Consider the following 23,960-nt stretch of genomic DNA (forward strand, 5'->3'; position numbering starts at 1 on the left):
ATGGTCTGGCAAACACTCATCCCGCATTTAAAGACCGATTTAAGCCTGTTACCCCTAAAACTCTACCTTAAGCCGCTACATTAACGCAGAATGGCTCTTATTGTGTGCAAACTCGCCATCAGATACAACTGTCTATAGCTATTCACGGTAAACATCTTGTTATGGATTTGCTGTAAACTGCAGATTCACGGTAAACATCGGAGACTATTTTGGTGCAAAAATTTGATAAAACCACCGTTATTGATGCGGCGAATGCTTTGCCGGGGCGACTGACACCAATGCCCGTCGCAACTCTCCATGTGGTGAATGAACACTCTATGACTCATATCCCTGAAGGGATGGACGTTGCTATCTTCGCCATGGGCTGCTTCTGGGGTGTTGAACGCCTGTTCTGGCAACTACCCGGAGTCTACAGCACTGCCGCAGGCTACTGTGGCGGCTATACGCCGAATCCAACCTATCATGAAGTTTGCAGTGGCCGCACCGCCCATACAGAAGTGGTTCGCGTTGTCTTTGATCCGGCCATCATCAACTACCGCCAACTATTGCAGATTTTCTGGGAAAATCACGATCCCGCTCAGGGAATGCGTCAGGGCGGTGATGTCGGAACACAATATCGTTCAGCCATTTATGTTTTGACCCCAGAACAGGAAATGCAGGCTCAAGAGAGTAAAGCCCTGTTCCAGCAAGCAATGGAAAAGGCCGGTGTTCACCGTACGATCACCAGTGAGATTGCGGTTGCATTGCCGTTTTACTATGCCGAGCATGACCATCAACAATATTTATACAAAAATCCGCATGGATATTGTGGTCTGGGTGGCATTGGCGTTTGTATGCCGCCTGATTTGTAGGGCTGGCGGCGCTCTCGCCGCTGCTGCTATACTATGCGGGCTGTTCGCTCAGCCCGATGGCGGCTTTCTGCCGTTATCTTGAAACTAATTGAATTAACCGAATTAACCGTATGGCCCTTCCTTACGATCGCCGACGCTATTGTCGGTACGACACGGACAGATTATGTTAAACAGTATTTTACTGATTCTTTTTTTAATCGCCGTGAGCGCCTTCTTCTCGTTGTCTGAGATTTCGCTGGCAGCTTCACGCAAAATTAAATTAAAACTTTTGGCGGATGAAGGCGATATCAACGCCTTTCGCGTCCTTAAATTACAAGAGACTCCGGGGATTTTCTTCACCGTAGTCCAAATTGGCCTGAACGCCGTTGCTATCCTGGGGGGTATTGTCGGTGATGCAGCGTTCTCTCCTTCTTTCAGAGTGGTGTTTGAACGCTTTATGTCACCTGAGCTGGCTGATCAAGTGAGCTTTATTTGCTCGTTCGTTCTGGTTACCAGCTTATTTATTCTATTTGCTGACTTAACCCCGAAACGCATCGGTATGATTTCACCTGAATCGGTTGCCGTTCGGATCGTCAACCCGATGCGCTTCTGCATAATGATTTGTCGTCCATTAGTTTGGTTTTTCAATGGAATGGCAAATCTCATCTTCCGCCTATTCAAGCTACCAATGGTTCGCAATGATGACATCACTTCAGATGATATCTATGCGGTAGTGGAAGCGGGGGCATTAGCCGGGGTGTTACGTAAACAAGAACACGAACTGATTGAAAACGTCTTTGAGCTGGAATCACGCACTGTCCCTTCGTCAATGACCTCACGTGAAAGTGTGATTTTTTTCGATCTGCGGGAAAGTGAAGACAGCATAAAAGAGAAAATTTCGACCCACCCCCATTCAAAATTCCTGGTATGTGATGGTCAGATTGATCAAGTGGTGGGCTATGTTGACTCCAAAGACTTGCTGAACCGGGTATTAGGCAACCAGAGCCTGATACTGAGTAGTGGGGTACAAATTCGCTCAGCCCTGATTGTGCCAGATACCCTGACACTTTCCGAGGCGCTGGAAAGCTTTAAAACGGCCGGTGAAGACTTTGCTGTCATTCTTAATGAATATGCTTTGGTAGTTGGGATCATAACCTTGAATGACGTAATGACGACGTTGATGGGGGATTTGGTCGGCCAGGGGCAGGAAGAGCAAATTGTTGCCCGTGATGAAAGCTCATGGCTGATTGAGGGCGGTACCCCAATCGAAGATGTCATGCGCGTGCTGCATATCGATGAATTCCCGCAGTCTGGAAATTACGAAACCATAGGGGGGTTTATGATGTATATGCTGCGCAAAATTCCAAAGCGCACCGATTTTGTCAAATATGCGGGTTACAAATTTGAAGTGGTGGATATCGATAGTTACAAAATCGATCAGCTACTGGTGACCAAAATCAGTGACCTGCCAGCGCCAATACTGCCAAAAGCGCCGCACGAAAGCAGTGATGCGTAGTAACAGTTTGAATTAATTATGATTTAAAACATTAACGGCCCCTAAATAGGGGCCGCGATTAATTCTGTTCGGGGGTAAATCTATACCCAAAGTCATTGTGTAAGAAGGGTATCTGCTTGCAAACGCATCACTTGCTGATTAACTTCTGACATCACTTCAAAGTGGCGCTTATCCTTAACTTTCGGGATCAAAATTTTGCCTTTGTCGAACTCAAAAGCCCCCATATCTTTGATATACAGCCTCCCACGGAAAAGTGTTTTGACATACATCGCCACTTTAGCCGGGTTGTAACGCTGGAAGATCCTCATTATTTTACTTTCCTCCCGTAACACCAATACATACTCTTTCGCGCCTTCGCGACCAAGATCACAGGTAACGTAAGATAATTGCAGAGTAATAGACCTAGAGTATCGGCTTAAGTTCCCACAAAATCAGTCATTGATGCTGGATTTACATAATATTACAGAATAAAAAAGGAAAGATGAGGCTTATTAGCAGAATAACCATCTAATAACTACCGGGAATAAATCTTTTCAGCGAACAGGACAGACCTCTGATCTGCACCTATTATTGGGGAACTTACCCGATTTCAGGGATAAGACCCTCCCTTCTTCATAAGGATATAACATGATAAAAAATAGCCTGCTGATACTGTCGCTACTGCTTACACCGTTATTAGCCGCTGCTCATACCCTTCAAATCGACCAAAGAGTGCCGCCAGTGGGTGTCAGCGATAAAGGCGAGTTAAATTATGATAAGGCTACTGATCAGTTTAGCTATAAAAACTGGAATAGCTCGCAACTGCCCGGCAAAGTGCGAGTGATCCAACACATCGCGGGCCGCACTTCGGCAAAAGAGCTGAATGCCCCCTTGGTGGAAGCCATAAAGCAGGCTAATCTGCCACACGAACATTACCAAACGACGACAATCGTCAATACCGATGACGCCATCATTGGTACTGCCATGTTTGTACGCAACAGTATTGAGAGTAATAAGCGCGAATTCCCCTGGTCACAATTTGTGGTCGACAGCAACGGTAATGTGAAGAAGGCTTGGGGCTTAGCAGAAAAAGGCTCCGCCATTGTGGTGCTGGATCCACAAGGAAAGGTTAAATTCGTCAAAGATGGCGCACTGACACCACAAGAGGTACAGCAGGTCATCGACCAACTACACCAACTTGTGAAGCCATAATAATACTAGAATAACGACACTCTGAAGCCGGGGTTCAGGAAAGATTCACGCGGGGTATAATCCAGTGGCTTACCCTGCCAATCATGCACCAGTGCCCCGGCGGCAACGGCAACGGCATGCCCAGCCGCAGTATCCCACACATTAGTTGGCCCGAAACGGGGGTATAACTGTGCCTTTCCTTCAGCTACCAGACAAAATTTGAGTGATGAGCCCACTGAGACAGTCTGATGTTCGCCCAACTGTGATAAATAATCTTCCAGTTCGGCATCGCTGTGGGAACGGCTTACCACCACCAGCGGCAGGAGTGCGTCACGGACTTGAATTTGCATACGCCGACCGCATTCCTCTTTCCATGCCTGACCATTTTCCGCGCTGTACATTACGTCGGTCACTGGGGCATACACCACACCCAGAACCGGCTCACCCTTATCGATCAACGCAATATTAACGGTAAATTCACCATTGCGGTTCAGAAACTCTTTGGTGCCATCCAGCGGATCCACCAACCAGTATCGTTGCCAGTGCTGACGCACCGTCCACAACGGCGGGTCTTCTTCAGATAACAACGGGATATCGGGAGTCAGTACCGCTAATCCAGCTTTGATAATCTGATGAGCCGCCAGATCCGCCTCAGTTACGGGTGAATCATCTTTTTTATGGGCCATATTAAGGGGTTTCTCACCCTGATAGACCGCCATAATCACCACGCCGGCCTCGCGAGCTAACTGGCAAACTTGCTCTAACATCATCCACCCCTTGGTATTATGAGTATGTCGAATATTGACAGTGATATTTGAAACCTCTCACTCACCCTCTATTCATTTTAGAACGCAAAACCAAATAAAAATTAATCATCTCATGATGTGTACTCATCTGGCAGACTAATAAGAACCCCGCCAAATAGCCATGATAGTCGAGTAACCTTCAATAAAATCAGTGGTATTAACCTACCGTAACTGTGAACTTCTGCGCGTTATCCTGCTGCATTTTCTGCCAAACTTCACACTTTGTTGTCGCAGTTAATTAAAATTACATATTTTTTTGCGATACATGTCGAATAGATCTTAATGGAGAAAGCCATGATCAAGCGTCCGCTGACGTTATCCCTCCTTGCCAGCCTGATTGCTGTCGCGACCTCAGTTTCTATAGCACATGCTGCCACCGTTGATTTACGGGTTTTGGAAACCACCGACCTGCATAGCAATATGATGGACTTTGATTACTACAAGGATAAACCTACCGAGAAATTCGGTCTGGTACGTACTGCCAGCCTAATAGAAGCCGCGCGTAAACAAGCGACCAACAGCGTGCTGGTGGATAACGGTGACCTGATTCAGGGCAGCCCGCTTGGCGACTATATGGCGGCCAAGGGGGTAAAAGCCGGAGAGATTCACCCCGTCTACAAGGCGATGAATACTCTGGATTATGCGGTAGGTAACATCGGTAACCATGAGTTTAACTACGGCCTGGATTATCTGAAAAAATCACTGGCTGGTGCAAAATTCCCGTATGTAAATGCTAATGTGATTGATGTTAAAACCGACAAACCACTGTTCCAGCCTTATTTGATTATCGACACACCAGTGAAAGATCGGGCAGGCAAAACCCATAACCTGCGCATCGGCTACATTGGTTTTGTCCCTCCACAAGTGATGATATGGGATAAAGCTAATTTGAGCGGCAAAGTGACCGTTAACGATATCACCGAAACCGCCAAAAAATGGGTCCCAGAAATGCGCAAGCAAGGAGCTGATCTGGTGGTCGCCATTCCACATTCCGGCCTTTCCAGCGATCCTTATAAGACCATGGCTGAAAACTCGGTTTATTACCTCAGCCAGGTAGCGGGTATCGATGCCATTATGTTCGGCCACGCTCATGCCGTCTTCCCAAGCAAAGATTTTGCCGCTATTAAAGGCGCGGATATCGCTCAAGGCACTTTAAACGGTATTCCGGCGGTGATGCCGGGCCAATGGGGTGACCATCTTGGGGTGGTGGATTTTGTGCTGAATAATGATAAAGGCCCATGGCAAGTGACCCAATCCAAGGCTGAAGCCCGCCCTATTTACGATAAAATAGCGCAAAAATCACTGGCAGCAGAAAATGCCAGTCTGGTGAAAGTACTGGTGGCTGATCATCAGGGTACCCGTGACTTTGTCAGTCAGCCGATCGGCAAGGCAGCAGATAATATGTACAGCTATCTCGCGCTGATCCAGGATGATCCAACGGTACAAATCGTTAATAACGCCCAGCGCGCCTATACCGAACACTTTATTCAGGGCGATCCTGATTTAGCCGATCTGCCCGTACTCTCTGCCGCTGCCCCTTTTAAAGCCGGCGGACGTAAAAATGACCCAGCTAGTTTTGTCGAAGTAGAAAAAGGTCAACTAACCTTCCGCAATGCCGCAGATCTGTACCTTTATCCGAATACTCTGGTGGTCGTAAAAGCCAGCGGCGCTGAGGTTAAGCAATGGCTAGAGTGCTCCGCCGCGCAATTTAATCAAATTGATGTTAACAGCAGCAAACCGCAGTCACTGATTAATTGGGATGGTTTCCGTACCTATAATTTCGATGTCATTGATGGCGTTAAATATGAAATTGATGTCAGCCAACCTGCCCGTTATGACGGCGAATGTGCGCTGATCAACGATAAAGCTGAGCGCATTAAAAACCTGACTTTTAACGGCAAACCTATCGATCCTAACGCTACATTCCTGGTTGCTACCAACAACTATCGTGCCTACAGCGGTAAGTTTGCCGGTACCGGTGACCGTCATATAGCCTTCGCTTCTCCGGATGAAAACCGGGCGGTACTATCTGCTTATATCAGTGCTGAAACCCAAAAACACGGACAGGTCACCCCGCAAGCCGATAACAACTGGCGTCTGGCGGCGATCGACAGTAAGCAACCACTGGATATCCGTTTTGAAACCTCGCCAAGTGCCAAAGCCGCTGAATTTATTAAGCAGAAAGCACAATATCCAATGAAAGCAATCGGCACTGACGAGATTGGTTTTGAGGTTTATCAAATCGATTTGCAGAAGAAATAACCTCTGGCAACAGCGTGTTACCGAGCGCTGTTGCTGCATCACCTACCTCTTAAGAGCTATATCGCGAACCATAACATGCATTTATTATACATCTTATAGATAGTTAATTACTCAATGAGGTGTCATCATGGATTACCGCACTCAGTCTCTCGGTGCTTTGGCTATCGCTATTCCACGGGCAACAAAACTATTTCGTCAACATCAGTTGGATTTCTGCTGTGGTGGCAAGCAAACACTGTTACGGGCAGCCACTAAGCTGAATCTGGACATTGATGAGCTAGAGGCGCAACTGAGTGCCTTGCAAGCCGAGCCGCAATCATCTGAGGATTGGCAACAACAACCGCTGGCGAACATCATTGATTTTATTATCAGCCGCTATCACAACCGCCATCGCGAACAACTGCCAGAATTGATTCTAATGGCTGAAAAGGTTGAACGTGTTCATGGTGAAAAACCAGCATGCCCTCGGGGATTGGCGGCCGAACTTACTGCGATTTTAGAAGAACTCACCCAGCATATGTACAAAGAGGAGCAAATTCTGTTCCCGATGATCAAACGCGGTATGGGGTCACAGGCTGGTGGGCCAATATTTGTGATGGAAGCTGAGCATGATGCAGTAGGGCAACAGCTGGAAGTCGTTAAACACCTGACACAAAATATGACGCCTCCAGAAGGTGCCTGTAATACCTGGCGGGCGCTTTATACCGGTATCAATGAATTCATAACTGACCTGATGGAACATATTCATCTGGAAAATAATTTGCTGTTTCCCCGCGCGCTGGGTGGCGAATAACCTCACTGCAGATTATTGTCCGGCTCAATAAACGCAAAAGGGCGACATAATGTCGCCCTTTCTCATGTCACTATCCGCCGAAATTACAGAATTTCCAGCAGTTCCACTTCAAACATCAATGCGCTGAATGGTGGGATGGTTGCACCAGCACCACGCTCGCCATAAGCCAGATTGTGTGGGATATACAGCTTCCATTTGGAGCCAACCGGCATCAGGGTCAACGCTTCAATCCAACCAGGGATAACACCGCTAACCGGGAAGTCTGCTGGCTGACCACGTTCAACTGAGCTATCAAATACCGTGCCATCAACCAAACGGCCGGTATAGTGCACACGCACACGGTCCTGACGGGATGGGATCGGGCCGTCGCCAGCCTGCAACACGGAGAACTGCAAACCAGATTCGGTGGTGGTGACATCATCACGCTTGGCATTCTCTTCCAGGAAAGTTTTCCCTTCTTCTACCAGAGCTTGCTGGCGCTCAACACGCACTTTATCCGCCTTTTCGTGCACTTCTTGTAGCGCGCGATGTATTACATCAACAGGGACAGTGGGGACATTCCCGCCCATCGCGTCACGCAAACCTGCCAACAGTGCTTCTGGCAATAAGCCTTCCAGCCCGGACTCTTGTAATTGCTGCCCGATTTGTAAACCAATGCCATAGCTCGCTTGCGCTTCAACGCTATCAAAAGAAGGGGTTGTCATGGATTTTCCTTTAGTCACTCATCATGTCGAAGCCGCCAGCATAACAGCAGCAGGGGAGCGCGGTAAAATCTTGCGTGGTGAATGATGACTTTTGTCGAAGAAAAAGAAACAATAGCAGCAGGCTAACGGGAAATACTCAGTTTAGGGATCATAATATTCTGTTTTTTGATCTCAGGCAGTGAGTTACTCAGCCCAACTTCAAGCCAGAAGGGTATATACTTAGAAGCCTATGGATGCATTCAGCGCCCATTTTATTATTTTATGTTGTTTTACGTCGTTGAAGAGAGGTCACCATGGGCAGAATCGCGCCCAGGAGAAGGAAGAATAATCGGGTTTATCAGCCACTGCTGCACACCTGGCTGACTATCAGGCAAAAGATCCTGCCGGCTCCTGCCGCAGTTGATGAACAAAACCTGATGTCTGAAATCAGTGCACCCGAACATATTGCTCCTGCCGAGAACGTTGTCTCTACTCAAGATATCGTCACTGCTGGAGATAATATTGCCCCTGAAAGGGTGGCAACGACCACACAGGAAAAGGGGATAAAAGGTCTGCTACTGAAAATCTGGCATTTGCCGGACAGTTTTCAGTGGATGGAACCCTTGCCTCTGTTTCATCGCCGCTGGGTTATTGTCGCCGCCGCCATATTGCTGCTGGCTCTGCTGTGGCCAGCGTCGCGCGATAACACCGACCTTTCCTTCCCGGTCAGTGCGCCGGCCACTAGCGTACCGCTACAGGCCCAATTACAAGGTAACCATGACGCTCCGCCACCGCCAACGGTAGCGTCTCCTGAAACATCCCCCGTTCAGGGAAACTGGCAGAGTTATCAGATTCAATCAGGGAAAACACTGGCGCAGTTGTTCCGTGATAACAATCTGCCCGTTAATGATGTCTTTGCAATGGCTCAGGTTGAAGGCAGTGATAAACCACTCAGTAATCTGAAAGCCGGGCAAGAAGTTAAAATCATGCTAGACGCCCAAGGGATCGTTGCTGCATTGGCGATTGAAACCACTGACAGTACAGAAGTGTTATTTACCCGACAGGGCGATGGCAGCTATCGTCGTGACCGCTAACCGTCACACTCCATAGCCACTTCTATCTCGCCCGTTATTTTCTTTGATATTGCCACTTATTCTCTCTCGAATTAGGTTGTTTTCTGGATGGTTAACGCCATCCAGCAGCAGATAGCCGTATTCATAAATAGAGGGAATGATTATGAAATGTAAATTACCTGCTTTGCTTCTATGCTTCACGCCATTTGGCGCATTGGCTCAGTTGCATTGCCCGGCCGTGGATACCATTAAACAGGTTGGCGGCGTTTATAGTGCGCCAGCGGCAGGCAATGAAGAGTGGATTGGCCTGTTATCAGGTAACGTCCCACCGAACAGTGCCATTAAAGATTTTAGTGAAGCGCTTATCATCATCGATAGTGATAAAAACAACGTCGTTGGACAGGGAGAGTTTCAGAAGTGTACCTATAACTTAAAGGGAGCTGGTGGGCAGATAGATATGTTCTACGGCAATAAGACCTGGCCGGTATCCATCAGCGAGCACCCCCTCTGGGTATACCAACAAAATCCCTTTCTTGAAATTTACCAGTGTTCAGGCGTGGCGGCCGAGGAATGCAAGTTTGATATTTTAGCGTCGGGCTAATTTTGTCATTCTGGACTAAACATGCGGATGATTACTTTCACAAATGCCAGAAAGCAAAACGCCAGCACGGGGCTGGCGTTTTAGCAGGTTAACAGCAGCGTAACTTACGCTTCTGCAACCACAATCACGTTCAGTTTAGCGAATACGTCGCTGTGTACCTGGAAGTGAACTTCATGCTCACCCGTAGTACGCAGAACGCCATTCGGCAAACGAACTTCGCTCTTGGCCACGTCAACACCCGCTGCAGTTACAGCATCAGCGATGTCACGAGTACCGATAGAGCCGAACAGTTTGCCTTCATCGCCAGATTTAGAAGCGATAGTCACGCTAACCAGTTCGTTAATTTTAGTTGCGCGAGCTTGTGCAGCAGTCAGAACAGCAACCAATTTGGCTTCCAGTTCTGCACGACGTGCTTCAAAGAACTCTACGTTTTTCTTGGTTGCCGGAACAGCTTTACCTTGTGGAACCAGGAAGTTACGAGCATAGCCCGCTTTAACATTCACTTGGTCACCTAGGCTGCCCAGGTTTGCTACTTTATCAAGCAGAATAACTTGCATTACCTTATCCTCTCAAAGTCGTTAATGGACAGTGGCCGATTACTGATGACGATCAGTGTACGGCAACAAAGACAGGTAGCGTGCGCGCTTGATACAACGGGCGAGCTGACGCTGGTATTTTGCGCGAGTACCGGTAATACGGCTCGGGACAATTTTGCCACTTTCAGTGACATAATTTTTCAGCGTAGCGATATCTTTATAATCAATCTCTACAACGCCTTCCGCGGTAAAACGGCAGAACTTGCGACGACGGAAATAACGTGCCATTTGGCTAGTCTCCAGAATCTATAAATTCAATCTGCTCGGCATGCAGAACCAATTTGTTCAGCCCATTGCGGCCTTGATGGCAGCTAATGAAGCCTTCAACGGTTAACTGACTGCCGACCGTTATGCTGTGAGTTAATGCTTGTGACTTTTGTCCACTGACAATGACTGGCATTCTGCACCATGTTTGTCGGCTAAATCCGGCTTCCTGCTGTGTCGATCGGTGCTCAAGCACAAATTGACAATGCGGGATACCAGAAGGACTTACTTTTCGAACCGGTGTCTTGCACACAGTGCCAGAGAGTACCAGACGATTAGTGGTCACCACGGCAATTACTCTTCAGAATCCCCAGCTTCGGAATCATCATTGGTTTCTGACGCGAAGTCGTGACGCTCACGGCGTTCGTCTTTCGCTTTAACCATTGGTGATGCTTCAGTTACCGCGTGTTTAACGCGCATAACCATGCTACGGATAACGGCGTCGTTGAAGCGGAAGTTTGTTTCCAGCTCATCGATCGCTTCCTGCGGAGCTTCAACGTTCAACAGAACGTAGTGGGCTTTGTGCAGTTTATTGATCGGGTAAGCCAGTTGACGGCGGCCCCAGTCTTCCAGACGGTGAATGGTACCAGCAGCATTAGTGATAGTTGCACTATAGCGCTCGATCATGCCCGGAACCTGTTCGCTTTGGTCAGGATGGACCATAAAAACGATTTCGTAATGACGCATCGATTATTGCTCCTTACGGATTATTCAGCCTCCTGATAGGGTCAACCGCGGCCCATGGAGGCAAGGAACGTGTTTGTGTGCGGCTGAAAAATGACGCGTAACTATACTTGCGGGCGGTTTGAAACTCAAGGACTGTGGGGGATTTATTCTTGTTCTCGTCATTACGTCGCTAAAACCGCACTTTTTGTTGGTGAGATAACCGATGGATGTAGATCCATTAGTCTGCTAAATCTTTCAACGAAATCATTGGCTCAGTATAAATGTCATTCATTTTTTTTGACCAAGTGAATCAACTATCACCTATTTTAAAATAAACAAAAGCGACTAGAATTACTTACATCCACCGAACGTCCCCAATAGATTTCAATATGTAGGAAGGCGGCAAGCAAGAGAATCCCGATAAGCTTACTCAAGGAAGTGATTCGGGTGACAAATCTGTCAGGAGCAGATTTGAACGCTGCTTGCAGCGGCCTCGCAGAGGCGAGGCCCATGGATGGGCTGAGTAGTGATGGCAGCCAACACACCTACAGGTTGAAAGATGAAGGGGATACAAGCGGCGCAGCTAATCGAAAGTCATTCAAAGTATATAAACATACCCTAAATAATTCGAGTGGTAGGAAGGCAGTCAACACCCCTGCGGCTTGAAGTATGACGGGTATAAGATAGTGGAGTCACCGATGAAACACACACTTGCCATCGCAGCCGTACTCGGTTTGGTATTATCAACCAGTACCTTCGCTGCCACAGAAATAACTGCCCAACAAGCTATGCAGCAACAGCGCGTCAGTATCGGTGCACTGTCACTGGGTCACAATGTAATTTCTCCTGATGATGCGACGGCACAAATCAGCAAATTAGCCGATGAACGCGGGGCAACCTTTTATCAGATCATTGCCATGCATGAACCCGGCGATAGCAGCTCCATGCACATTAATGCCGTTCTTTATCGCTAAGATTCAATAGGTAAATACATCACCAGAGAATACGACGACCGATAACCAAAAAAAGTCCGTTGATATACCCTTGCCCCCAGATAGCTGAGGGCTTTTTTATACCCGTAGCAATCTATAAGTGCTTAGTGAAGAATGTGACTCCAGCCGTTAATGCGCTTGGGGTAATTTTATGACCAATACCCGCTTCTGTAATATAGGTCAGGTGCTTATCTCGCCCACGGGTTCTCAGTTCCTGAACCAGCCGCGCACTCTCCGCAGCCGGAACCACCTCATCAGCCTCGCCGTGCCAAACCAATAATGGCCGCTCGGCAATTTTGTCCAACTGATGAGAAAGGTCATAATCGGCCAGTGGTGCCACACGGCGCTCAAACTCTGCCGGACCGACCTCGCGCCCCCCCTCCAGAGGTGGAAACAGTGCGCACGCCAGCGAAGTAAAATAGCCTGACCCCATAAAATCAGCGGCCGCACTCACCCAAGGATAGCGGGCAAACGCACCCAATGTTGTCATTCCGCCCATCGACGCGCCTGCTACACCGATCCGCTCGCCGTCAATCAATCCGGCCTGCTGATAATGTTGTTTTATGGCGGGTAGCTCATCAATATTCGATTTCAGGATCTCCCAGAAATAAGATAAGCGTTGTGCTTCGTTGCCATTAAAGCGTGCGCCATGCATATCCGCATCCGGCACTAGGGTACGAAAACCCGCCTGGGCGAAGGCATAGGCAAAATAGGAATAGACCTCTTTTGACGAGGTGTAACCATGATAGAAGAAAATGGTCGGTAACGGCTGCTGGCGCTGACCCGCAGGGGCAGCATGGATCACCTCAATACCATTAACGGTTTCCAGCGATATCTCAATCATGGTGAGAATCCTTTATTTATCAAGCACAGCATTAATACGAAAAACTGATTTATAGACTTATACCCGTCATCTTTCGATGATGCAGGATTGTTGGCTGCCATCACTACTCAGCCCATCCATGGGCCTCGCCTCTGCGAGGCTGCTGCAAGCAGCGTTCAAATATCCCCCTGACAGGATTGCCACCCAAATCATTGATTTATCTAAACTCTTTAGGTTCATTTCGTTGCCGCCTACCTGCAATTAGAAATCTATTGGGTATAGAAACTTGATGCAGTTTGAAGTATGGCCGGTATAAAGTCTTAAACTAATTTCTTCCAAGATATTCCCTCATCGTTGAGCTTGAACGTTACACTTGAGAAATAATGGGCTTGGCGGTGACTGCCCTGCTGAAAAAGAGGCAAAAATGAAGATAAAACGCGCAATGGTGTTCTTACTGATCACTCTGGGGCTCTCGGCCTGCAGTGCTTTTCACGTCACCCCAGTCCCGCCACCAGTGGCTCAGCCCTATGCGCAAGAGATCAACCGCGCCCAGAGTCTCAACTTGCAAAAAGTGGGCAGCGTCTCAGCTCAGGTATTCGGTAGCCCGATGGATGTCGAAGCTGAAATTCAGCGCAGAGCTAATGCCCGTGGTGCACCCTACTATTTGATTATCATGATGTCCGACAGCATTTACCCCGGCATCTGGTATGCCAATGCGCTGCTATATAAGTCACTGATTGATACTGCTACTTAATGCTGCTGCCGCGACTGAACAGCAGCGCACATACCTCCTCCGGCACCCTATATTGATCACGGTGGTCCAGAGTCATACGGCACCAGGCATCGGCCAGCGGCGGTGACGCAAAACGCAGTAATTGAGCCGCACAACACAGATCAAACAGTTGCTGAGTTAATGCCCGTCCTTGCTCTTCTTTGGGGTTTTTCAGTCGCTGCTGTAATTGCCGCCACCCACGATCAAATAGCCGGTTTTGGCCGCGAACCGGGTAGAACTCTTGCTGAAGCATCTCTACCGCTGCTGGCAGTTTGCGCAACGTCCGTAACACGTCAAGGCACATAATATTGCCAGAGCCTTCCCAGATACTGTTTACGGGCATTTCACGATAAAGCCGTGGCAGCTCACTCTGTTCGCAATAACCGATCCCACCCAGCACTTCCATCGCTTCGGCAACAAACGCACTACCCTGCCCGCATACCCGATATTTAGCCGCAGGAGTCAGCAGACGGCTAAATATCTGCTCATGAACCTCACCCGACTTTTCCCATGCACCGGCCAAACGCATCAGTAATGCGGTATGCCCCTCCAGACGCAATGCCATGCGACTCAGCACTTGTCGCATCAACGGTTGGTCCACCAATGTCTTGCCAAAAGCTTGCCGCTGGCAGGCGTGATGCAGCGCAACGGTGAAGGCACGCCTCATCAGGCCATGGCTGCCCAGCGCACAATCAAAACGGGTATATCCCCCCATTTTCAGAATTTGGCGAATACCGTCGCCCTCGTCCCCCAGTAGCCAAGCGGTCGCATTATCAAACTCGACTTCACTACTGGCATTGGAACGGTTGCCGAGTTTGTCTTTCAGCCGCTCTAATCGAATCGAGTTATAGCTTCCATCCGGTAATATTTTAGGCAAAAAGAAGCAGGATAATCCTCCTTCGGCCTGCGCCAGTACCAGATGTGCGTCACTTTGTGGTACCGAGAAAAACCATTTATGCCCGACCAGTCGATAAGCCTCGCCATTGCCACGTGCGCCCAACGGTTCTGCCTTGGTGGCATTACTGAGCACATCGGATCCGCCCTGTTTTTCCGTCATTCCCATGCCGATCAGTAAGCCCCGTTTCTCACTACCGACGCACTGATGGGTGTCATGGCTACAGGAAAGTAGTGGCGGTAGCCAGTTTTGAAATAGGGGAGGAAGAGTTTGTTGTAGCAGTGGGATGGCACCAAAGGTCATGGTTATCGGGCATAACGTTCCGGCCTCCACCTGTGCATGTAAGATAAAACGTGCGGCGCGTGCCACAAAAGACCCCATCAGGGCATCTTCCTGCCACGGCAGATTATGCACCCGGTGATTGACCAGTGATTGCATTAACACATACCACGCGGGGTGAAATCGTACCTGGTCCAACCGCTGTCCAGCGGCATCGTAACGTAATAATTCAGGAGGATTGGTATTTGCCAGCCGCCCCATTTCAAGAGATTCTTGCGAACCCAACTGTAACCCGATCAGAGAGAGGTTCTCTCCATCCCAGCCCGCGTGTTCCCTTATTATTGCTTCCCGCAAAGCCATATCAGACAGAAATAAATTGCTGTTTGACAATGGCTCAGGCTGATTGAAAACCAAGTGAGTCTGCCACTCCATACTTTCCTCCATTTCCATACTCATCATGAAACCGGCATTCATAAATCAGCGTTAAGTATGGTGCAGGTGGGAATTTTTGCTGACAGGCTCATCACAAACAGGGGCTAAACCTCTATATCTTACTGATAATTTGGGTTAACTCACCATAAAAAAGCCAACATCCGCAAATGTTGGCTTTTTGAAAAACAGTGATAAAAAAACGTATTAAGCTTTCAATGCCCGCTGACGCACCACTTCAAATAAACAAACACCGGTGGCCACCGACACGTTCAGTGAAGACACGGTACCCGCCATTGGGATGCTGATCAGCTCGTCACAGTGTTCACGGGTCAAACGGCGCATACCTTCACCTTCGGCCCCCATCACCAGCGCCATCGGGCCAGTCATTTTGCTCTGATACAGCGTGTGGTCGGCCTCACCGGCAGTACCCACAATCCATACATTGTGTTCTTGCAACACCCGCAACGTGCGCGCCAGATTAGTCACTTTAATCAATGGCACGTTTTCAGCAGCACCACTGGCCACTTTTTTGGCAATAGCATTGAGTTGTGCTGAGCGATCCCGTGGCACAATAACCGCGTGGACACCGGCGGCATCTGCGCTACGCAAACAGGCGCCCAAATTATGGGGATCAGTAACGCCATCCAGCACCAGCAGGAAAGGCATTTCCACACTTTTCAGCAAGGCCGGTAAATCGCTCTCTTGATACTGACGCCCTTCACGAACCCGCGCCACGATCCCCTGATGGACACCACCTTCAACCTGTGTGTCCAACCACTGACGGTTGGCAACCTGAATCACTAAACCGGCAGCTTCCAGTTCCGCGACCAATGGCTGTAAGCGACGATCTTCACGGCCTTTCAGAATAAAAACTTCCAGAAAACGTTGCGGATCATTGTCTAACAGGGCTTTGACGGCGTGAATACCGTAAATAATTTCGCTCATGATGCTCTTTTATAATAAATGATTAAACATATACCCTAAATAATTCAAGTTGCAGGAAGGCGGCTAGTGAGAGAATCCCGATGAGCTTACGGTGTTGTAAGTGATCCGGGTGATTAAACGTAGCCAACGCACATGCAGTTTGAAGTATGACGGGTATAAATGATTAAATTAATGCGGGTGACCAAAGCCACCCGACAATCAGTAGACCATTACTGGTCGCTACTGGTTTTCTTCTTCGCACGCTTGGCCTTAGTGGCGGCGGCAATTTTTTTGGTTTTAGCCGATGCTCTTTTCGCTTTAGCTTTGGCTTTTTTCTCAGCTAACGCTTTATCATCCACCTTCACGGTGGCATCTGCCGGGCGGAAAGCACTGTCTGGCTCGAAGTTCACCGGCTTTTTAGCCCGACCTGGGCGTTTTTGCCCTCCCCCTGCGGGCGCACCATCACGTTGTGGTGCTCTAGATGAAGTTCCTCGGCCGCCACGAGCGGTAGAGGTACCACGCATGGTGCGCTGGCCATCAGCTTTCTTCGCCTTATCACGGGCGGTTTTACCTTCACCACGCGGCTTACGGGTACTGGAAACCAGTGCAAAGTCGATTTTGCGCTCATCCATATGTACCGCTTCAACCCGGATTTCCACCGTATCACCCAACCGATAAACAGTCCCGGAGGATTCACCGATCAGACGCTGGCCGATGTTGTCGTAACGGTAGTAATCATTATCCAGGCTGGAAACATGCACCAGACCATCAATAAACAGATCATCCAGACGCACGAAGAAACCAAAGCCAGTGACACTGGCAATAATACCGGTGAAGACCTTGCCAACCTGATCCTGCATAAAATCACACTTCAGCCAATCAGCTACGTTACGGGTAGCTTCATCAGCGCGGCGCTCAGTCATTGAGCAGTGTTCACCCAATTGCAGCATCTCGTCGTATTCACTGTGCCAGCCACCGGTTGGGGTCCAGCGCTCTTTCTGATTACCCTGTTCTTTGGCAAGCTGATACTTGATGGCACGGTGCATAGCCAGGTCTGGGTAACGGCGGATTGGCGAGGTGAAATGACCATAAGAGGCCAGCGCCAAACCAAAGTGGCCGCGGTTTTCCGGATCGTAAACCGCTTGTTTCATCGAGCGCAGCAACATGGTTTGCAGCATTTCATGGTCCGGGCGATCGGCAACTTCATCCATCAGTACAGCATAGTCTTTCGGCTCTGGCTTCAGGCCACCGCCTAACGTCAGGCCAAGCTCATTCAGCACACTACGCAGCGCCGAGATATGGTCATCACTTGGCCGGTCATGCACACGGAACAGTGCGGGTTCGTTGTGTTTTTCTACAAAACGCGCGGCGGCAATATTCGCCAGAATCATGCACTCTTCAATCAGCTTATGCGCGTCGTTACGTACGGTCGATTCAACGCGCTCAATACGCCGTTCGGCGTTGAAAATAAACTTGGCTTCTTCGGTTTCGAACGCAATACCGCCACGCTCAGCACGAGCCTGATCCAGCGCCTTATACAGGGAGTGCAGTTCCAGTAGATGCGGCACCAGCGGCTGATATTGCTCACGCAGCGTCTCTTCACCATCAATAATCCGCCACACTTTGGTGTAGGTCAGACGCGCGTGGGAGCTCATGACCGCTTCGTAGAATTTGTAAGACGATAGCTTGCCCTGTGAGGAGATGGTCATCTCACACACCATACACAGGCGGTCTACCTGCGGATTCAGCGAACAAAGGCCGTTTGACAGCACTTCCGGCAGCATAGGGACGACTTGCAACGGGAAGTAAATCGAGTTACCACGGCTACGAGCTTCGTCATCCAGCGCTGTCTGTGGACGCACATAATAGCTGACATCAGCAATGGCCACCCACAAACGCCAGCCGCCACCGCGTTTCTTCTCGCAGTAAACAGCATCATCGAAGTCACGGGCATCTTCACCATCAATGGTGACCAGCGGCAGGTTGCGTAAATCTACCCGCCCTTTTTTCGCCTCTTCCGGTACCTGCTCTTTCAGATCCGCAACTTGCTTTTCAACTTGCGGCGGCCAGGTGTGGGGGATTTCATGGGTGCGCAGCGCGATATCTACCGCCATGCTGGTTCCCATGTTCTCACCGAGCACTTCAACAATTTTACCCACCGCTTTCGTACGGCGAGTCGGGCGCTGGGTCAACTCGACCACTACCATATAACCCATCCGCGCGCCGTTGATAGCCTCTGGCGGGATCAAAATATCAAAACTCAATCGACCATCATCCGGCACCACAAAACCGGTACCGGCATCGGTAAAGTAGCGACCCACGATCTGACTGGTTTTCGGGACTAATACGCGCACGATACGTGCTTCACGGCGACCTTTGCGGTCAGCACCAACCGGTTGGGCCAATACCACATCACCATGAATGGCGGTTTTCATCTGTTCTGCGGAGAGATACAGGTCGTCTTTACTGCCTTCTACACGTAAAAAGCCGAAACCATCACGGTGACCAATAACAGTACCGCGTAATAGGTCCAAACGCTCCGGCAAGGCGTAGCACTGACGACGGGTGAAGACTAGCTGCCCATCACGCTCCATGGCGCGCAGGCGGCGGCGCAGCGCCTCTAAAGGCTCTTCACCGGTTAAGTTAAGTTCATTGGCCAGCTCTTCACGGCTGGCAGGTGTTTCGCGTTTCGCGAGATGAGCCAAAATGAATTCCCGGCTAGGGATCGGTGACTCATATTTCTCTGCTTCTCGTTCCAGGAATGGATCTTGTGACATTGCGGTTCCTCCGTTGTCAGCAGCTATACGCGTTTTATTATAAAAGCTACTCAACAAGTAATAGCTTGTAGAGCGGGGAATTATCTTTGACCATATCAGCCAAAGTATAGTTATCCAGCTCATTAAGGAAACTCTGTACCGCCTGATTAAGCACTTGTTTCAGGCGGCAGGCTGGTGTTATGTGACAAAAATCACTACTGCAATTCACCAGAGACAGCGGCTCCAGTTGGCGCACAACATCACCAATTAGAATTTGGTCAGCCGGTTTACCCAAACGTATGCCACCGTTTTTGCCTCGTACGGCGGTCACTAGCCCAACACGGCTCAATTGATTGATTATTTTAACCATATGATTTCGGGACACGCCGTAGACCTCAGTTACCTGAGAAATGTTGGTCATTTGGCCTTCCGGTAGCGAGGCCATATAAGTAAGCGCTCGCAAACCATAATCAGTAAAACTTGTTAACTGCACGTATACCCCTGAGTATCAGTTTACCCGGCTTAAGCCCATCTTAAGATGACACTGTTTGGATAGGCTATAAGTGCGATTCTAAGTGCTATTTAGAAACATATAGTTTGAATGATAAACCAGCCATAAAGCTTGCGGCTAATCATTTAGATGAAGGGGAGGTAATTTGATGTAAAACGGCTTATCCGAGGTCACTTCTGCATCTAATCATACTCAAAGCTATAAACAATAAACCGGACCTAAGCCCGGTTTATTGGAATCTGAATGTTGACTATTTAGCCATTGGCCGCTTAATCATAAATCAAATGGATCATGCATCAAATGGGTCACGCAGGATCATGGTCTCTTCACGATCAGGGCCGGTAGAGATGATATCAACCGGAACACCTGTCAACTCTTCTACACGTTTGATGTAGTTCAGCGCTGCCTGTGGCAACTTACTGTGTTCTTTCACACCAAAAGTAACGTCTGACCAACCTGGCATAACTTCGTAGATTGGCTCGATACCTTCCCAGCCTTCAGCGGCCAGTGGCGTCGTCGTCACTTCACGGCCATCGGGCATGCGGTAGCCAACACAGAGCTTCACTTCTTTCAGGCCATCCAACACGTCCAGCTTGGTCATGCAGAAACCTGACAGGGAGTTGATCTGCACTGCACGACGCACAGCAACAATATCCAACCAACCAGTACGACGGCTACGGCCTGTTGTTGCGCCAAACTCATTACCTTGCTTACGCAGGAACTCGCCGGTTTCGTCATTCAACTCGGTAGGGAATGGACCTGCACCTACACGGGTGGAATAAGCTTTAACGATACCCAATACGTAATCAACATAACGTGGACCCAGGCCAGAACCTGTCGCTACGCCACCCGCAGTGGTGTTAGATGAAGTGACATACGGATAAGTACCGTGGTCGATGTCCAACAAGGTGCCTTGTGCGCCTTCGAACATCATCAGATCACCACGTTTACGGGCACTGTCCAGCAATTGTGAAACATCAACTACCATCGCGGTCAGAATATCAGCAACCGCTAATACACCGTCCAGCACGGTTTGATAGTCAACGGCATCTTCTTTGTAGTAATGCACCAACTGGAAGTTGTGGTAATCCACAATTTCTTTCAGCTTGATAGCGAAGGTTTCTTTGTTGAACAGATCACCGACACGCAGACCACGGCGAGCAACTTTATCTTCATAGGCAGGACCGATACCACGACCCGTAGTACCAATTGCTTTTGCGCCACGTGCTTTTTCACGCGCATTATCCAGAGCCACATGATAAGGCAGGATTAATGGGCATGCTTCAGAGAGTAACAGTCGCTCACGAACAGGTATGCCGCGTGCTTCAAGTTCTGTCATCTCTTTCATTAAAGCGTCAGGTGCCAGTACCACACCGTTGCCGATGATGCTGGTTACGTTTTCACGCAGAATACCCGAGGGAATTAAATGAAGAACGGTTTTCTCACCGTTGATAACCAAAGTATGGCCAGCGTTGTGACCACCTTGATAGCGCACAACATATTTAGCCCGTTCAGTCAGCAGGTCAACGACCTTGCCCTTACCTTCGTCACCCCATTGGGTGCCCAGTACGACGACGTTCTTACCCATCTCAAAAATCACCAGGTTGCATTAAAAAAGGATTCTAACATCTCATTAGGCTGCTTTCAGTACTTTTTAATACATAACTGCACAATTTTTGTGCTTACATTCAGCCACCCATGCGGTTACGCAACATGTAGTAGATAACGATGCCTGAAACCACTAATCCTCCGCCAAAACGGCGCAAAGTAGCATCAGGTAATTGGGTCATCGCCAGAATCATTTTGCGCCAGGCTTTGGGATACAGCATCGGACCCAGCCCTTCCAACACTAAAACTAAACCCAATGCTAACAAGATGGTTGAATTCATTGTCTGTCTCAATCAAATGGAAAAGGCGGCCTCAAATAGAAAAGGCCCGCATAAACACGGGCCTTGCTGTTACGATCAAAACGAACTGTAACGACAGTTGTTATGGACGCTTACTCGAGTTATCGGGTGATTTCATGTAGCGGAAGAAATCACTATCCGGGCTCAAGACCATCACATCGTTGCCACTGCTGAAGCTGTTTTCATAAGCACGCAGGCTACGGATGAAGGCATAGAAGTCAGGATCTTTACTGAATGCATCAGCAAACAGACGAGCCGCTTCTGCATCGCCGCCGCCGCGAGTAATACGCGCCTGACGTTCTGCTTCAGCCAGAGTACGCGTCACTTCATAGTCAGCCGTGGCACGCAACTTCTCGGCTTCTTCCTGACCTTGTGAACGGTGACGACGTGCTACCGCTTCACGTTCAGCACGCATACGCTGGAAGATAGCATCAGAGACTTCAGCCGGTAAGTTGATTTGCTTGATTCGCACGTCAACCACTTCAATCCCCAGCGCTGCCATACTGTTCGGGTTGACCGCAGGCTGTTTGCCACGGGTTTCCTGTTCAACACGGGCTGCCGCAGAGGCAATGGCATCATCAGCTTCAGTGGTAACAGCTTCATCACCCACACTACCGGTATTCAGTGCATCACGAACATCTGAAGTCAGACGACCACGTGAATCTGTGACGATATCCCGAACATTCAAACGACCAATTTCAGAACGCAAACGGTCACTGAACTTACGTTTCAACAGCACTTCAGCCTGAGAGACATCACCACCACCGGTGGCCAGATAGTAACGGCTGAAATCGCTGATACGCCATTTCAGGTATGAGTCAACAATCAGGTCTTTCTTCTCGTTGGTCACGAAACGGTCAGCTTGGTTGTCCATGGTTTGAATACGGGCATCCAAGGTCTTCACTGTTTCGATAAACGGTATCTTGAAGTGCAAGCCCGGTGCATACACCCGCGGCTTGTTATCACTATCACGTAATACCTTACCAAAGCGCATCACAATGCCGCGCTGACCTTCTTGTACCACAAACAGCGAAGCGTAGAGTGCGACCAACACCACAACGACGATAAGTAAAATAGACTTACGCATTGGTTATTCTCTCCCTACGCGAGTGGAAGTATCACGCTGAGCATTCGCCCGGCGCTGATCCATGATAGAGCCACCGGTTGAGCTGGTATTTGAGTTACTGACACCAGACTCTTGGCTGCTATTGGCAGAGGAAGGCGGATTCAAACGAATCAGACTGGTGTCTTTGTTGCCATCCGCTTTATCTGTAGCACCTTGTCCGCGCATCAGTTGATCCAGCGGCAACACCATCAGACTGTTGCCTTTGTCATTAGCCAACACTTTGCGAGTATGACCGAGGACCTTCTCCATGGTTTCGATATACAGACGCTCACGGGTAATTTCTGGTGCAGCCTTATACTCAGGCAACAACTTGGCAAAACCAGCCACCTCACCTTGCGCTTCCAACACTTTACGTGCGGCATAAGCACGGGCATCTTCTAACAGACGCTGCGCCTGACCATTTGCACGTGGCTGGACTTCGTTGGTATAGGCTTCCGCTTCACGAATATACTGTTGTTCGTTTTCACGGGCAGCAATCGCATCATCAAATGCCGCTTTAACTTCTTCCGGCGGACGCGCTGCCTGGAAGTTAACGTCCAGCAGAGTGATCCCCATTTTGTACGGACGAATAGTTTCTTCCAGTACACGCTGGGTATCGCTACGGACGATGGTACGGCCTTCGGTGAGGATTTTGTCCATGGTGTATTTACCGATAACACCACGCACTGCACTGTCAGTGGCCTGACGCAGGCTGTCATCCGGATTAGTCACGCTAAACAGATAAGCGGCCGGGTCAGTCACACGGTACTGCACGTTCATTTCGATGCGAACCACGTTCTCATCGGAAGTCAGCATTACACCGGACGCAGCCAATTCACGTACCGATTCGACGTTAACAGGGGTCACTTCATCGATAAAGGTCGGTTTCCAGTTCAAACCAGGCTGTACGATGTGGCTTAATTTACCCAAACGAGTAACAACACCACGCTCGGCTTCTTTAATTGTATAGAAACCACTTGCCGCCCAGATAACCACAACCGCAACCACAGCGATAGCCACAATACGCCCACTGAAAGCAGGGCCTTGTGTCGCGCCATTATTGCCATTACCGGTACCGTTGCCGCCACCTTTACCTGTGAGGCTACTCAGTTTTTTACTCAGTTTCCGGAAGATATCATCCAGATCAGGCGGCCCTTGGTCACGGCCACCTTTATTATTATTGTTATTTCCGCCAGAGTTGCCGCCATTATTATTGCTGCTCCCCCACGGATCGCGGTCCTGTCCGTTATTACCGGGCTGATTCCACGCCATGTTTTAGCTCCATTCTTCTATGATTGGTTTTC

At 49.1% G+C, this 23,960-nt stretch carries 25 protein-coding genes; 9 read left to right on the forward strand and 16 right to left on the reverse strand.

The window, feature by feature from the left end; genetic code table 11:
* The first annotated feature begins 212 nt into the window (after nucleotides 1-212).
* Together msrA and AEP37_RS11660 are read left to right on the forward strand one after the other, a co-directional pair.
* Nucleotides 213-851 carry a peptide-methionine (S)-S-oxide reductase MsrA gene (gene msrA / locus AEP37_RS11655; RefSeq protein WP_049613462.1) on the forward strand — a complete coding sequence of 213 codons (639 nt, stop codon included), beginning with the start codon at nucleotides 213-215 and terminating at the stop codon, nucleotides 849-851.
* Between the two features lie 163 nt (nucleotides 852-1,014).
* Nucleotides 1,015-2,346: a hemolysin family protein gene (locus AEP37_RS11660; protein WP_049613463.1), complete on the forward strand. Its 1,332-nt coding sequence runs from the start codon at nucleotides 1,015-1,017 to the stop codon at nucleotides 2,344-2,346.
* 92 nt (nucleotides 2,347-2,438) lie between these two features.
* Here the strand turns inward: AEP37_RS11660 and AEP37_RS11665 are convergent, their stop codons facing one another.
* Nucleotides 2,439-2,654: a DUF1107 domain-containing protein gene (locus tag AEP37_RS11665; RefSeq protein ID WP_049613464.1), complete on the reverse strand. Its 216-nt coding sequence runs from the start codon at nucleotides 2,652-2,654 to the stop codon at nucleotides 2,439-2,441.
* A 319-nt stretch (nucleotides 2,655-2,973) separates the two neighbouring features.
* On the opposite strand from AEP37_RS11665, the gene AEP37_RS11670 reads away from it, so the two are divergent.
* Entirely contained in the window at nucleotides 2,974-3,537 is a 564-nt protein-coding gene (locus AEP37_RS11670) for a YtfJ family protein (RefSeq protein WP_049613465.1), read from the forward strand.
* 5 nt (nucleotides 3,538-3,542) lie between these two features.
* Here AEP37_RS11670 and cysQ read toward each other — a convergent pair whose 3' ends face one another.
* The gene (cysQ, locus tag AEP37_RS11675) at nucleotides 3,543-4,283 is read right to left on the reverse strand and encodes a 3'(2'),5'-bisphosphate nucleotidase CysQ (RefSeq protein ID WP_049613466.1); all 741 of its coding nucleotides are present in this window, start codon (nucleotides 4,281-4,283) and stop codon (nucleotides 3,543-3,545) included.
* Between the two features lie 321 nt (nucleotides 4,284-4,604).
* On the opposite strand from cysQ, the gene AEP37_RS11680 reads away from it, so the two are divergent.
* Together AEP37_RS11680 and ytfE are read left to right on the forward strand one after the other, a co-directional pair.
* On the forward strand, nucleotides 4,605-6,584 hold the full coding sequence (locus AEP37_RS11680; RefSeq protein ID WP_049613467.1) for a bifunctional 2',3'-cyclic-nucleotide 2'-phosphodiesterase/3'-nucleotidase: 1,980 nt from the start codon (nucleotides 4,605-4,607) through the stop codon (nucleotides 6,582-6,584).
* A 127-nt stretch (nucleotides 6,585-6,711) separates the two neighbouring features.
* A complete protein-coding gene (gene ytfE, locus AEP37_RS11685) occupies nucleotides 6,712-7,377 on the forward strand; it encodes an iron-sulfur cluster repair protein YtfE (RefSeq protein WP_049613468.1) in 666 nt (221 codons plus the stop codon).
* An 83-nt stretch (nucleotides 7,378-7,460) separates the two neighbouring features.
* Here the strand turns inward: ytfE and AEP37_RS11690 are convergent, their stop codons facing one another.
* A complete protein-coding gene (locus tag AEP37_RS11690; RefSeq protein ID WP_049613469.1) occupies nucleotides 7,461-8,081 on the reverse strand; it encodes a peptidylprolyl isomerase in 621 nt (206 codons plus the stop codon).
* 293 nt (nucleotides 8,082-8,374) lie between these two features.
* On the opposite strand from AEP37_RS11690, the gene AEP37_RS11695 reads away from it, so the two are divergent.
* Entirely contained in the window at nucleotides 8,375-9,154 is a 780-nt protein-coding gene (locus tag AEP37_RS11695; protein ID WP_049613470.1) for a LysM-like peptidoglycan-binding domain-containing protein, read from the forward strand.
* Nucleotides 9,155-9,296: 142 nt separating this feature from the next.
* The gene (locus AEP37_RS11700; protein WP_049613471.1) at nucleotides 9,297-9,734 is read left to right on the forward strand and encodes a DUF3757 domain-containing protein; all 438 of its coding nucleotides are present in this window, start codon (nucleotides 9,297-9,299) and stop codon (nucleotides 9,732-9,734) included.
* A 104-nt stretch (nucleotides 9,735-9,838) separates the two neighbouring features.
* Here the strand turns inward: AEP37_RS11700 and rplI are convergent, their stop codons facing one another.
* Genes rplI through rpsF form a run of 4 tightly spaced genes read right to left on the reverse strand, consistent with a single transcriptional unit; the run spans nucleotide 9,839 to nucleotide 11,281 of the window.
* The gene (gene rplI, locus AEP37_RS11705; RefSeq protein ID WP_049613472.1) at nucleotides 9,839-10,291 is read right to left on the reverse strand and encodes a 50S ribosomal protein L9; all 453 of its coding nucleotides are present in this window, start codon (nucleotides 10,289-10,291) and stop codon (nucleotides 9,839-9,841) included.
* A 39-nt stretch (nucleotides 10,292-10,330) separates the two neighbouring features.
* On the reverse strand, nucleotides 10,331-10,558 hold the full coding sequence (gene rpsR, locus AEP37_RS11710) for a 30S ribosomal protein S18 (RefSeq protein ID WP_004392491.1): 228 nt from the start codon (nucleotides 10,556-10,558) through the stop codon (nucleotides 10,331-10,333).
* Nucleotides 10,559-10,562: 4 nt separating this feature from the next.
* A complete protein-coding gene (priB, locus tag AEP37_RS11715; protein WP_049613473.1) occupies nucleotides 10,563-10,883 on the reverse strand; it encodes a primosomal replication protein N in 321 nt (106 codons plus the stop codon).
* Between the two features lie 5 nt (nucleotides 10,884-10,888).
* On the reverse strand, nucleotides 10,889-11,281 hold the full coding sequence (gene rpsF / locus AEP37_RS11720) for a 30S ribosomal protein S6 (RefSeq protein ID WP_049613474.1): 393 nt from the start codon (nucleotides 11,279-11,281) through the stop codon (nucleotides 10,889-10,891).
* 677 nt (nucleotides 11,282-11,958) lie between these two features.
* Here rpsF and AEP37_RS11730 point away from each other — a divergent pair.
* Complete coding sequence (locus AEP37_RS11730) at nucleotides 11,959-12,234, forward strand: YdgH/BhsA/McbA family protein (RefSeq protein ID WP_049613476.1); 276 nt, start codon at nucleotides 11,959-11,961, stop codon at nucleotides 12,232-12,234.
* Nucleotides 12,235-12,346: 112 nt separating this feature from the next.
* Here AEP37_RS11730 and yjfP read toward each other — a convergent pair whose 3' ends face one another.
* The gene (gene yjfP, locus AEP37_RS11735) at nucleotides 12,347-13,096 is read right to left on the reverse strand and encodes an esterase (protein WP_049613477.1); all 750 of its coding nucleotides are present in this window, start codon (nucleotides 13,094-13,096) and stop codon (nucleotides 12,347-12,349) included.
* Between the two features lie 403 nt (nucleotides 13,097-13,499).
* On the opposite strand from yjfP, the gene bsmA reads away from it, so the two are divergent.
* A complete protein-coding gene (bsmA, locus tag AEP37_RS11740; RefSeq protein WP_049613478.1) occupies nucleotides 13,500-13,829 on the forward strand; it encodes a biofilm peroxide resistance protein BsmA in 330 nt (109 codons plus the stop codon).
* Here bsmA and AEP37_RS11745 read toward each other — a convergent pair.
* From AEP37_RS11745 to hflK, 8 genes are all read right to left on the reverse strand, one after another.
* The gene (locus AEP37_RS11745) at nucleotides 13,822-15,465 is read right to left on the reverse strand and encodes an isovaleryl-CoA dehydrogenase (protein WP_049613521.1); all 1,644 of its coding nucleotides are present in this window, start codon (nucleotides 15,463-15,465) and stop codon (nucleotides 13,822-13,824) included. The two genes, bsmA and AEP37_RS11745, sit on opposite strands and share 8 nt — an antisense overlap.
* Nucleotides 15,466-15,657: 192 nt before the next feature.
* Nucleotides 15,658-16,398 carry a 23S rRNA (guanosine(2251)-2'-O)-methyltransferase RlmB gene (gene rlmB, locus AEP37_RS11750; protein WP_049613479.1) on the reverse strand — a complete coding sequence of 247 codons (741 nt, stop codon included), beginning with the start codon at nucleotides 16,396-16,398 and terminating at the stop codon, nucleotides 15,658-15,660.
* 209 nt (nucleotides 16,399-16,607) lie between these two features.
* Nucleotides 16,608-19,154: a ribonuclease R gene (rnr, locus tag AEP37_RS11755; RefSeq protein ID WP_049613480.1), complete on the reverse strand. Its 2,547-nt coding sequence runs from the start codon at nucleotides 19,152-19,154 to the stop codon at nucleotides 16,608-16,610.
* 46 nt (nucleotides 19,155-19,200) lie between these two features.
* Nucleotides 19,201-19,626 (reverse strand): nitric oxide-sensing transcriptional repressor NsrR, encoded by a 426-nt coding sequence (gene nsrR / locus AEP37_RS11760; RefSeq protein ID WP_049613481.1) that lies wholly within the window; start codon nucleotides 19,624-19,626, stop codon nucleotides 19,201-19,203.
* 307 nt (nucleotides 19,627-19,933) lie between these two features.
* On the reverse strand, nucleotides 19,934-21,232 hold the full coding sequence (locus tag AEP37_RS11765; protein ID WP_049613482.1) for an adenylosuccinate synthase: 1,299 nt from the start codon (nucleotides 21,230-21,232) through the stop codon (nucleotides 19,934-19,936).
* A 100-nt stretch (nucleotides 21,233-21,332) separates the two neighbouring features.
* Complete coding sequence (locus AEP37_RS11770; RefSeq protein WP_049613483.1) at nucleotides 21,333-21,533, reverse strand: DUF2065 domain-containing protein; 201 nt, start codon at nucleotides 21,531-21,533, stop codon at nucleotides 21,333-21,335.
* Between the two features lie 100 nt (nucleotides 21,534-21,633).
* Nucleotides 21,634-22,638, reverse strand: a complete 1,005-nt coding sequence (hflC, locus tag AEP37_RS11775) for a protease modulator HflC (RefSeq protein ID WP_049613484.1) — start codon at nucleotides 22,636-22,638, stop codon at nucleotides 21,634-21,636.
* 3 nt (nucleotides 22,639-22,641) lie between these two features.
* On the reverse strand, nucleotides 22,642-23,928 hold the full coding sequence (gene hflK / locus AEP37_RS11780) for an FtsH protease activity modulator HflK (protein WP_049613485.1): 1,287 nt from the start codon (nucleotides 23,926-23,928) through the stop codon (nucleotides 22,642-22,644).
* Nucleotides 23,929-23,960 lie beyond the last annotated feature (32 nt).

The organism is Yersinia pekkanenii, assembly GCF_001152565.1.
GTDB classification, from domain to species: Bacteria; Pseudomonadota; Gammaproteobacteria; order Enterobacterales; family Enterobacteriaceae; genus Yersinia; species Yersinia pekkanenii.

What these genes read in the sequence shown, in the direction of transcription:
- bsmA (WP_049613478.1), top strand. Translation starts at nt 13,500, where the DNA reads ATGAAGATAAAACGCGCAATGGTGTTCTTACTGATCACTCTGGGGCTC.
- rpsF (WP_049613474.1), bottom strand. Translation starts at nt 11,281, where the DNA reads ATGCGTCATTACGAAATCGTTTTTATGGTCCATCCTGACCAAAGCGAA.
- yjfP (WP_049613477.1), bottom strand. Translation starts at nt 13,096, where the DNA reads ATGATTGAGATATCGCTGGAAACCGTTAATGGTATTGAGGTGATCCAT.
- rpsR (WP_004392491.1), bottom strand. Translation starts at nt 10,558, where the DNA reads ATGGCACGTTATTTCCGTCGTCGCAAGTTCTGCCGTTTTACCGCGGAA.
- AEP37_RS11660 (WP_049613463.1), top strand. Translation starts at nt 1,015, where the DNA reads ATGTTAAACAGTATTTTACTGATTCTTTTTTTAATCGCCGTGAGCGCC.
- hflC (WP_049613484.1), bottom strand. Translation starts at nt 22,638, where the DNA reads ATGCGTAAGTCTATTTTACTTATCGTCGTTGTGGTGTTGGTCGCACTC.
- AEP37_RS11730 (WP_049613476.1), top strand. Translation starts at nt 11,959, where the DNA reads ATGAAACACACACTTGCCATCGCAGCCGTACTCGGTTTGGTATTATCA.
- AEP37_RS11690 (WP_049613469.1), bottom strand. Translation starts at nt 8,081, where the DNA reads ATGACAACCCCTTCTTTTGATAGCGTTGAAGCGCAAGCGAGCTATGGC.
- ytfE (WP_049613468.1), top strand. Translation starts at nt 6,712, where the DNA reads ATGGATTACCGCACTCAGTCTCTCGGTGCTTTGGCTATCGCTATTCCA.
- AEP37_RS11745 (WP_049613521.1), bottom strand. Translation starts at nt 15,465, where the DNA reads ATGGAGGAAAGTATGGAGTGGCAGACTCACTTGGTTTTCAATCAGCCT.
- rnr (WP_049613480.1), bottom strand. Translation starts at nt 19,154, where the DNA reads ATGTCACAAGATCCATTCCTGGAACGAGAAGCAGAGAAATATGAGTCA.
- AEP37_RS11770 (WP_049613483.1), bottom strand. Translation starts at nt 21,533, where the DNA reads ATGAATTCAACCATCTTGTTAGCATTGGGTTTAGTTTTAGTGTTGGAA.
- rplI (WP_049613472.1), bottom strand. Translation starts at nt 10,291, where the DNA reads ATGCAAGTTATTCTGCTTGATAAAGTAGCAAACCTGGGCAGCCTAGGT.
- AEP37_RS11695 (WP_049613470.1), top strand. Translation starts at nt 8,375, where the DNA reads ATGGGCAGAATCGCGCCCAGGAGAAGGAAGAATAATCGGGTTTATCAG.
- AEP37_RS11680 (WP_049613467.1), top strand. Translation starts at nt 4,605, where the DNA reads ATGGAGAAAGCCATGATCAAGCGTCCGCTGACGTTATCCCTCCTTGCC.
- AEP37_RS11665 (WP_049613464.1), bottom strand. Translation starts at nt 2,654, where the DNA reads ATGAGGATCTTCCAGCGTTACAACCCGGCTAAAGTGGCGATGTATGTC.
- hflK (WP_049613485.1), bottom strand. Translation starts at nt 23,928, where the DNA reads ATGGCGTGGAATCAGCCCGGTAATAACGGACAGGACCGCGATCCGTGG.
- rlmB (WP_049613479.1), bottom strand. Translation starts at nt 16,398, where the DNA reads ATGAGCGAAATTATTTACGGTATTCACGCCGTCAAAGCCCTGTTAGAC.
- AEP37_RS11700 (WP_049613471.1), top strand. Translation starts at nt 9,297, where the DNA reads ATGAAATGTAAATTACCTGCTTTGCTTCTATGCTTCACGCCATTTGGC.
- cysQ (WP_049613466.1), bottom strand. Translation starts at nt 4,283, where the DNA reads ATGTTAGAGCAAGTTTGCCAGTTAGCTCGCGAGGCCGGCGTGGTGATT.
- AEP37_RS11765 (WP_049613482.1), bottom strand. Translation starts at nt 21,232, where the DNA reads ATGGGTAAGAACGTCGTCGTACTGGGCACCCAATGGGGTGACGAAGGT.
- AEP37_RS11670 (WP_049613465.1), top strand. Translation starts at nt 2,974, where the DNA reads ATGATAAAAAATAGCCTGCTGATACTGTCGCTACTGCTTACACCGTTA.